At 74.7% G+C, this 7,413-nt stretch carries 5 protein-coding genes; 1 reads left to right on the top strand and 4 read right to left on the bottom strand.

What is annotated here, in order from left to right; all coding sequences use genetic code 11:
* Positions 1–50 precede the first annotated feature (50 nt).
* Positions 51–866, bottom strand: coding sequence for a (2Fe-2S)-binding protein (locus tag ABZ135_RS38325; protein ID WP_356702976.1), 816 nt, complete (start codon positions 864–866; stop codon positions 51–53).
* 530 nt (positions 867–1,396) lie between these two features.
* On the opposite strand from ABZ135_RS38325, the gene ABZ135_RS38320 reads away from it, so the two are divergent.
* Positions 1,397–4,705 (top strand): S8 family serine peptidase, encoded by a 3,309-nt coding sequence (locus ABZ135_RS38320; protein WP_356702974.1) that lies wholly within the window; start codon positions 1,397–1,399, stop codon positions 4,703–4,705.
* Between the two features lie 88 nt (positions 4,706–4,793).
* Here the strand turns inward: ABZ135_RS38320 and ABZ135_RS38315 are convergent, their stop codons facing one another.
* The 3 genes from ABZ135_RS38315 to ABZ135_RS38305 form a co-directional block, all read right to left on the bottom strand.
* Positions 4,794–5,237 carry a hypothetical protein gene (locus ABZ135_RS38315; RefSeq protein WP_356702972.1) on the bottom strand — a complete coding sequence of 148 codons (444 nt, stop codon included), beginning with the start codon at positions 5,235–5,237 and terminating at the stop codon, positions 4,794–4,796.
* Between the two features lie 155 nt (positions 5,238–5,392).
* The gene (nhaA, locus tag ABZ135_RS38310) at positions 5,393–6,688 is read right to left on the bottom strand and encodes a Na+/H+ antiporter NhaA (RefSeq protein WP_356702971.1); all 1,296 of its coding nucleotides are present in this window, start codon (positions 6,686–6,688) and stop codon (positions 5,393–5,395) included.
* A gap of 182 nt (positions 6,689–6,870) precedes the next feature.
* Positions 6,871–7,413, bottom strand: a 543-nt coding sequence (locus ABZ135_RS38305; RefSeq protein ID WP_356702969.1) for a sigma factor-like helix-turn-helix DNA-binding protein, incomplete at its 5' end; no start/stop codon positions are given.

The raw sequence follows: 7,413 nt of genomic DNA, 5'->3' as shown, positions 1-7,413 counted from the left end.
GGCCGGTCACCCGCGGGTGACCGGCCCTCGCCCTTTCCGTCTTCGAGCCGTCAACGGGCCCTCGGGCACGTGGCGCAGAGGTCGTCGGGCCGGATCGTGTAGTAGAGGCAGCAGCCGGTCCGGGTACGGGTGGGCTCACCGCCCGGGTCGCACGACGGACGGAACCCCGCCGCGCCCGTGAAGGGCGGCGTGTTCCCCGGCAGCAGGGCGTCGGCGGCCCGGGTCGCGGCCGTCGCGTCGCCCAGCGCCCGGCCCACGTGCCAGACGCCGCCGGCGAGCTGATCGGTGGCCATGCCCCACAGCGCGTGCGGGCGCCGCCGCACGTACGGCCGGAACGCCTCCAGGACGGGGGCGAGGTGCGCGGCGACGGCGTCCCGCAGCTCGGCGCGCAGTTCCTCGGCGCCGCCGACGGTCCGCACCCCGGGACGGCCGGCCAGCGGATCGCCCGGAAGGCACACCATCGCCTCGGCCTCCACGGCCAGCTCGCGCTCCTTCCAGTGGTACGCGACGCCGTCCAAGGCCACCTTCGGCACGCGCTGTTCGAGGTACCACGGTCCGCTCATCGCGAGACACGCGGTGAACGCGTAGCGGTGCAAGGCCCATGTCGCCGCGACGTCCCGCCGGGGTGCGACGCCGTACGCCGCCTCGATGCGCCGCTCCTCGGCGACGACCAGACTTTCCACCCCGTCGGGCCCCTGCCCCAGCCGGTGCCCCTCGATCCACCCCGCGGCGGCCCCTGGGCCGCGCCCCACCCCGAGTTTGACGAGCGGCGACACCTCGGCCAGCCGCCGGTACACACCGGCGAGGGGAACCGAGCAGGACCAGGCCGGAGCGACCGGGGCCACCGGGTCGGTCGAGAGCGGCACGTCGGCCCACCTTCCACGAAGAACCCTATGAGGTAAGGCTTACCTTATAGGGCGCCCTGTCGTCGCGCGCGCTCACCACACCTGAACGGGGGGCTTCCCCGCCGGGACGGCCGGTCCGGTACGGGGTGCGATACCGGCCAATCGGAGCGGCGGAGTCCGATCGCGCGGGCCGGGGCGCCGGAAAGCGGCCGGAAACCGGGTGGGGCCGCGCCTCGGAGAGGGCCGCGGACGCCAGGTGTCGTCCAAGGATCGCGCGGGTGTCACACACCCGTCACACGGCCATCGTCGTCCCATCGCACAGGCGGACGTCACGGTGGCCGGAAAGCACGGGACTCAACTCCTCTCCCCCGGACCGTCGTTGATCACGGGTCGGTCCCCTCGCATACTGCGCTGACCGGCGGCGGGCGCCCTCGCGTCCCCTGGCCGGAAACGACCACTCCACCTCATCCCAAGCTCCTGGGGGAGACTTGCGCGCACACGTGCACAGAGCACGCGCCTTCACCGTCGCGGCGGCCACATCGGTGGCCCTGATGGCAGGCACGACCGGCCCCGGGGCGGCGACCGCCGCGCCCGCGACGGCCGTACCGGACACCCCACGCGTCGGCGGCCACGAACGGATCCCGCTCGTCACGGGCGACCGCGTGACGGTGGACGCCACCGGCCGGATGGTGGGCTTCGAGCCCGCCGAGGGCCGCGAGCACATACCCGTCGAGGTGCGGCGCACCGGGGACCGCACGCTGGTGGTGCCCGCCGACGCCGAGCGCCTGATCGCCGCGGGCAGGCTCGACCAACGGCTCTTCGACCTCGGCGTGCTCACCGACCCGCGGCTGCGCAAGAGCCACCGCGGCGGCCTCAAGCTGATCGTGCGGTACGAAGGAGGTGCCGGCGCCGCACGGGCCGAGGTGCACGCGGCCGGCGACACCCGACTGCGGCGCACGCTGCCGGCCATCGGCGCCGAGGCCGTCCACACCTCCCGGAAGGACACGGCCGCGCTGTGGGAGGCGCTGACCGACCGGCGGCGCGACGGCACCCGCGCCGCCGCCTCCGGCATCGCCTCGGTGTGGCTGGACGGGGTGCGCGGCGCGCGCCTGGACCGCGGCGTCCCGCAGATCGGCGCCGACAAGGCGTGGGAGTCCGGCTACGACGGCACGGGCGTGAAGATCGCCGTCCTCGACACCGGTGTCGACAGGACCCACGACGATCTGAGGACCCGGGTCGTCGCGGAGAAGAACTTCTCCTCCTCCCCCGATGCCGTGGACCGCGTCGGACACGGCACCCACGTCGCCTCGATCGCCGCCGGCACCGGAGCCCGCTCCGGCGGCCGCTATCGGGGCGTCGCCCCCGGCGCCGAGCTGATCAGCGGCAAGGTCCTCGACGACGAGGGCTCGGGGGACGACTCCGCCATCATCGCCGGCATGGAGTGGGCCGCCGCCGAAGGCGCGGACGTCGTCAACCTCAGCCTCGGCGGCCCCGACTCCCCCGGTGTCGACCCGCTGGAGGCGGCGGTCGACCGGCTGTCGGCCGAGAAGGGCGTCCTCTTCGCCGTCGCGGCGGGCAACGAGGGCCGGGACGGGGAGTCGACGGTGGGCTCGCCGGGCAGTGCGGACGCCGCGCTGACCGTCGGCGCGGTCGACCACGAGGACCGCCTGGCCCCCTTCTCCAGCACCGGTCCGCGCGTCGGCGACGGCGCCGTCAAACCGGACGTGACCGCGCCCGGCGTCGCCATCGCCGCGGCCGCCGCCCCCGGCAGCACGATCGACACCCGCCCCGGCACGCCGCACCCCGCACCGGGGTACCTGCGGCTGGACGGCACCTCCATGGCGACCCCGCATGTCGCCGGCGCGGCGGCGATCCTGAAGCAGCGGCACCCGGAGTGGCGGTCCACCGAGCTCAAGGGCGCGCTGATGGCGTCCGCCGAGGGCGGCGGCCACACCGCCTTCCAGGAGGGCGCGGGCCGCGTCCGGGTCGACGCGGCGCTGGGCCAGACCGTGATCGCCGAGCCGGTCTCGCTGAACTTCGGGACGGCCCGCTGGCCGCACGCCGACGACCGGCCCGTCGGCAGGAAGCTCGTCTACCGCAACCTCGGGACCGCCGACGTCACGCTCGACCTGGCGGTGTCGGCCCTCGACCCGTCGGGCAAGCCGGCGCCGCCCGGCTTCTTCACGCTCGGCGCCCCGAAGGTGACCGTGCCCGCCGGCGGCACCGCCGAGGTCGACCTCGTCGCCGACACCAGCGTCGGCGACGCCGACGGCACCTACTCGGCCCAGGTCACCGCCTCCGGCGCCGGCCAGTCCGTCCGCACGCCCGCGGTGGCGGTCCGGGAGGCGGAGTCGTACGACCTCACGCTGCGGGCCCTCGGCCGCGACGGCACCGAGGCCGAGCACTACACCAGCACCCTGATCGGCGTCTCGGGAGCGGCCGCGGGCTACCAGGCCCGCGTCGCCGACGAGCCCGGCGGCCGCACCCTGCGCGTCCCCAAGGGCTCGTACATCCTCAACACGGCCGTCTACGAGGACCCGTCGGACTTCACCCGGGGCACCGACTGGATCGCCCAGCCGCGCCTCGACGTCTCCGCCGACACGACGGTCACTGCCGACGCGCGCACCACGAAGCCGGTCGACCTCACCGTCCCCGGCCTCGACCGGGCGGACTACGGCGGGCCGTACTACGAGCGCGCCACCGGCATCGGCCGCGTCGGCAACGGCTGGGTCCTCAGGGGATTCACCGGCTTCCGCACCGCCCACAGCGGCCCGGCCGTCACCGACGGATCCCTGCTCCAGACCTGGGACGCGCACTTCCTGAAGGACGCCACCAGCCAGTACACGGTGGCCTTCGGCGGCCCGACGACCACACTGGCGACCGGCTACACCCGGCACGTGAAGGCCCACGAGCTCGCCACCCTGAAGGTCGGCCTCGGTGCCTCCGCCCCCGGCAAGACCGCGCTCGTCTCGCCCTTCCCGCGTCTGCCGGGCGCGCCGGAGGGCAACGGGTTCTCCGACCGTCAGGCGGCGCCGGGCATCCGCACCTTCCACGTCTCCACGGCCGACGGCGTCCGCTGGCTCACCCGCTTCGACCAACTGGGCGCGCCGGACGAGTGGGGCTACCCGGCCTTCGAGGGCCGGTACGAGATGGTCCGGCCGAAGCGCTACGAGGCCGGCCGGACCTACCGGGAGACCTTCGCCACGGGCGCCTTCGGCCCGGTGCTCGGCGGGGACGCCGGCGTCTTCCGCACCGCTGCCGACCCGGCCACGGGCGAGGAGCTGATCACCGGCTCCGTCCCCCTGTTCGCCGACGGCGCGGGCCACGCCGGTCTCACGCCGTACACCTCGGCGAAGTCGACGCTGTACCGCGACGGCGTCCGGATCGCCGAGAACGACGATCCGCTGACCGGCTCCGCGCCTTTCGCGGTCGACGCGGCCGACGCCGAGTACCGGCTGGTGACGTCCGTGGAACGCCCGGCGGACGTCGCCGCGGTGTCCACCCGGGTCGAGACCGGCTTCACGTTCCGCTCGCGGCAGGTGACGGCCACCACGGCGCTGCCGGTGTCCACGGTCCGCTTCCGGGCGCCCGTCGACCTCGCCTCGCGCGCCCCGGCGCACGCGCCGGTCCTGGTGCCGGTGACGGTGCAGGGCGCGGCGGCCGGCCGTAACCTCGGGTCCCTCGCCGTGTCGGTGAGCTACGACGACGGGAGGACCTGGCGGCCGGTGCCGGTGCGCGACGGTGCGATCGCCGTCGACAACCCGGCGAAGGACCGCGGCATCTCGCTGTCCGCCGTGGTCACGGACCGGCAGGGCAACACGTCGACGCTGACCGTCCACCGCGCGTGGCTCGGCAGGTGACGCCGTCCGTGTGAGCGGCACGCCCGGCCCGGTCCGCTTCCGGGCCGGGCGTGCCGGCGGGGCGTGGGGGCCGGGCGGCGCCGGCGGATCAGCAGGGGCCGCTCCACCGCGCCGAGGCCGCGTTGTACCAGATGCTCTGCCCGTATCCGGCGAGGCCGCTGCCCCGGTTGAACGTCAGGTTCGGTGAGGTGGGCTGCCCATAGCTGTGGCCGGGCGGGATGCAGAAGTAGGCGCCGGTGTAGGAGGAGCCCCAGTAGAGGCGGATCCAGTCGCATCCGGAGCACGGGTAGCCGTAGTTGGCGACCAGGTAGTTCTTGTTCGTGCAGGATCCGAGGGTCGGCGCGTCGCCGACCCATTCGCAGCGGGAACCGTTGTCGCCGTTCCACGCGTAGAACTTGCCGTCCGCACAGGCGTAGGGCGAGCCGCCGCACGGGTTGCCCGCCGCCGCGGCGGTCGCGGGCGACGAGGTGCCGAAGACGGCGAAACCGACCAGTGCCATGAGCGCGATGAGGTAGGTCGAGATGCGTCGCACGAGTCTCCCTTGTCGTCGTGCCGGCCGGAGCGCCCGCGCGCGGAGCGCGCCCTTCGCGACGAAGGTAGCCAGGTCGTCGCCCGGCGGTAACGCGGCTTTCGGCCAACACGGCCGGTCAGGGCGGCTTCCGCCGTGGCCGGGCGGTCGGGGAGAGGTCACTCGCCGGTGCGCGCGCCGGTCCGGTGGATGTCGGGGATGCCGTCCGCGTCCTCGTCGCGTTCCTCCTCCTCCCACAGGCGCCTGTACACCTGGTTGCGGCGGCGCAGGAGGACGGCGGCGAGGGCGGCTGCCGTCAGGGAGCCGACGAGGACGGCGGCCTTGACGTATTCGGCCCGCGCGGGGTCGGGGAAGGCGAGTTCACCGATGAGCAGGGCCACGGTGAAGCCGATGCCGGCGAGCGTGGCGAGGCCGAGGACGTCCGCCCAGGCGAGGTCCGGGTTGAGCCGGGCGCGGGTGAAGCGGGCGGCGAGGTAGGTGCCGAGGAAGATGCCGAGGATCTTGCCGGCGACGAGGCCGACGACGACGCCCAGCGGCTCGGGGTCGGTGAAGACGCGGCCGAGGGCGCTGCCCGAGACGCCGACGCCGGCGGCGAACAGGGCGAAGAGCGGCACGGCGACCCCGGCGGAGAAGGGGTGGACGCGGCGGGACACGCGCGCTCCCGGAGAGGCGTCCTCTCCCGGGTCGCGGGTCGTGCGCAGGATCAGCCCCATGGCGACGCCGGCGACGGTGGCATGCACACCGGATGAGTACATCAGCGCCCAGATCGCGATGCCGAGCGGCACGTACCACCACCAGCCGCGCACGCGCAGACGCTGGAGGGCGTGGAAGAGGACGAGTCCGGCGAACGCCCCGGCCAGCGCGCGGAAGTCGAGGTCGCCGGTGAAGAAGACCGCGATGACGAGGACGGCGGCGAGGTCGTCGACGACGGCGAGGGTGAGCAGGAACGCCCGTAGCGCGGCGGGGAGATGGGTGCTGATGACGGCCAGGACGGCGAGCGCGAAGGCGATGTCGGTGGCCATAGGCACGGCCCAGCCGTCGAGACTGCCGCCGCCGACCGTCGCGGTGAGGACGTAGAGGGCGGCGGGCACGGCCATGCCGCACAGTGCCGCGACGACGGGCAGGGCGGCGGTGGCGGGGGTGCGCAGCTCGCCGACGACCAGTTCGCGCTTCAGCTCGATGCCGGCGACCAGGAAGAAGACGGTCAGGAGCCCGTCCGCCGTCCACTGCCCGACCGACAGGTCGAGACCGAGGGCCGGTACGCCGAAGCGGAGGTCGCGGAGGGACTCGTAGGCCGCGCTCCACGGGCTGTTCGCCCAGACGAGCGCGACGACCGCGGCGGCGAGCAGCACGAGACCGCCGACGGTCTCGGTGCGCAGGGCCTCCGCGATCGCCTGGCGTTCGGGCCAGGGAAGCAGTCCGAGGACGGTCTTGCAGGGGCGTGCCTGGGTCATGGGGAAAGCCCTCCCGGCGCGTCGACAGGGGGCGCACGGCCCCTCGGACGCCGACCAGACTTCCCGGCACACCGGCATCGTGTTCTTGATGCGTTCTTCACACCCTATCGGGCGTTCGGGGGTCTCTCCAGGCGTCCCGTACCGGGCGCGGGAGACGGCGGCGGTGGCACCGGCGCGGTCGTTCAGCGCAGGGTGAGCGGGGTCGTGGAGGTGAGGCGGGACAGTTTCTCCGGGTTGCGGACGTAGTAGAGGCCGGTGACGCGGCCGTCCTGGACGCCGATCGTCATGACGCCGTCGATCTCGCCGTCCAGGCGCACGAGGAGCGCCGGGCTGCCGTTGACCAGGGCCGGTTCGGTGGTGGGCGGGGCGGGGAGCCTGCCGATGCCGCCGGCGAACATGCGGGCGACCCGCTCGGCGCCGGTGACCGGCCGCAGCGCGGCGTGCTTGACGCCGCCGCCGTCGCTCATCAGGACGACGTCGGGGGCGAGCACGTCGAGGAGGGCCTGCGGGTCCCCGGTCTCGACGGCGCGCCGGAAGGACCGCAGGACCGCCCGGCCCTCGCGCGAGGAGACCGTCCGGCGGGGGCGCCGGGCGTCGACGTGGCGGCGGGCGCGGTGGGCGATCTGGCGGACGGCCGCGGGGCTCTTGTCGACGGCGGCCGCGATCTCGTCGTAGCCGACGTCGAACGCCTCGCGCAGCACGAAGACGGCCCGCTCGGTCGGCGA

The sequence above is a fragment of the Streptomyces sp. NPDC006339 genome, assembly GCF_040612775.1.
Classification (GTDB): domain Bacteria; phylum Actinomycetota; class Actinomycetes; order Streptomycetales; family Streptomycetaceae; genus Streptomyces.
Note: the sequence above shows the minus strand (reverse complement) of the source record. Positions and strands in the feature narration are given on the sequence as shown.

Bases quoted from the DNA above. Each gene is read 5' to 3' on its own strand.
- nhaA (WP_356702971.1), bottom strand. From the start codon at position 6,688: ATGACCCAGGCACGCCCCTGCAAGACCGTCCTCGGACTGCTTCCCTGG.
- ABZ135_RS38320 (WP_356702974.1), top strand. From the start codon at position 1,397: ATGGCAGGCACGACCGGCCCCGGGGCGGCGACCGCCGCGCCCGCGACG.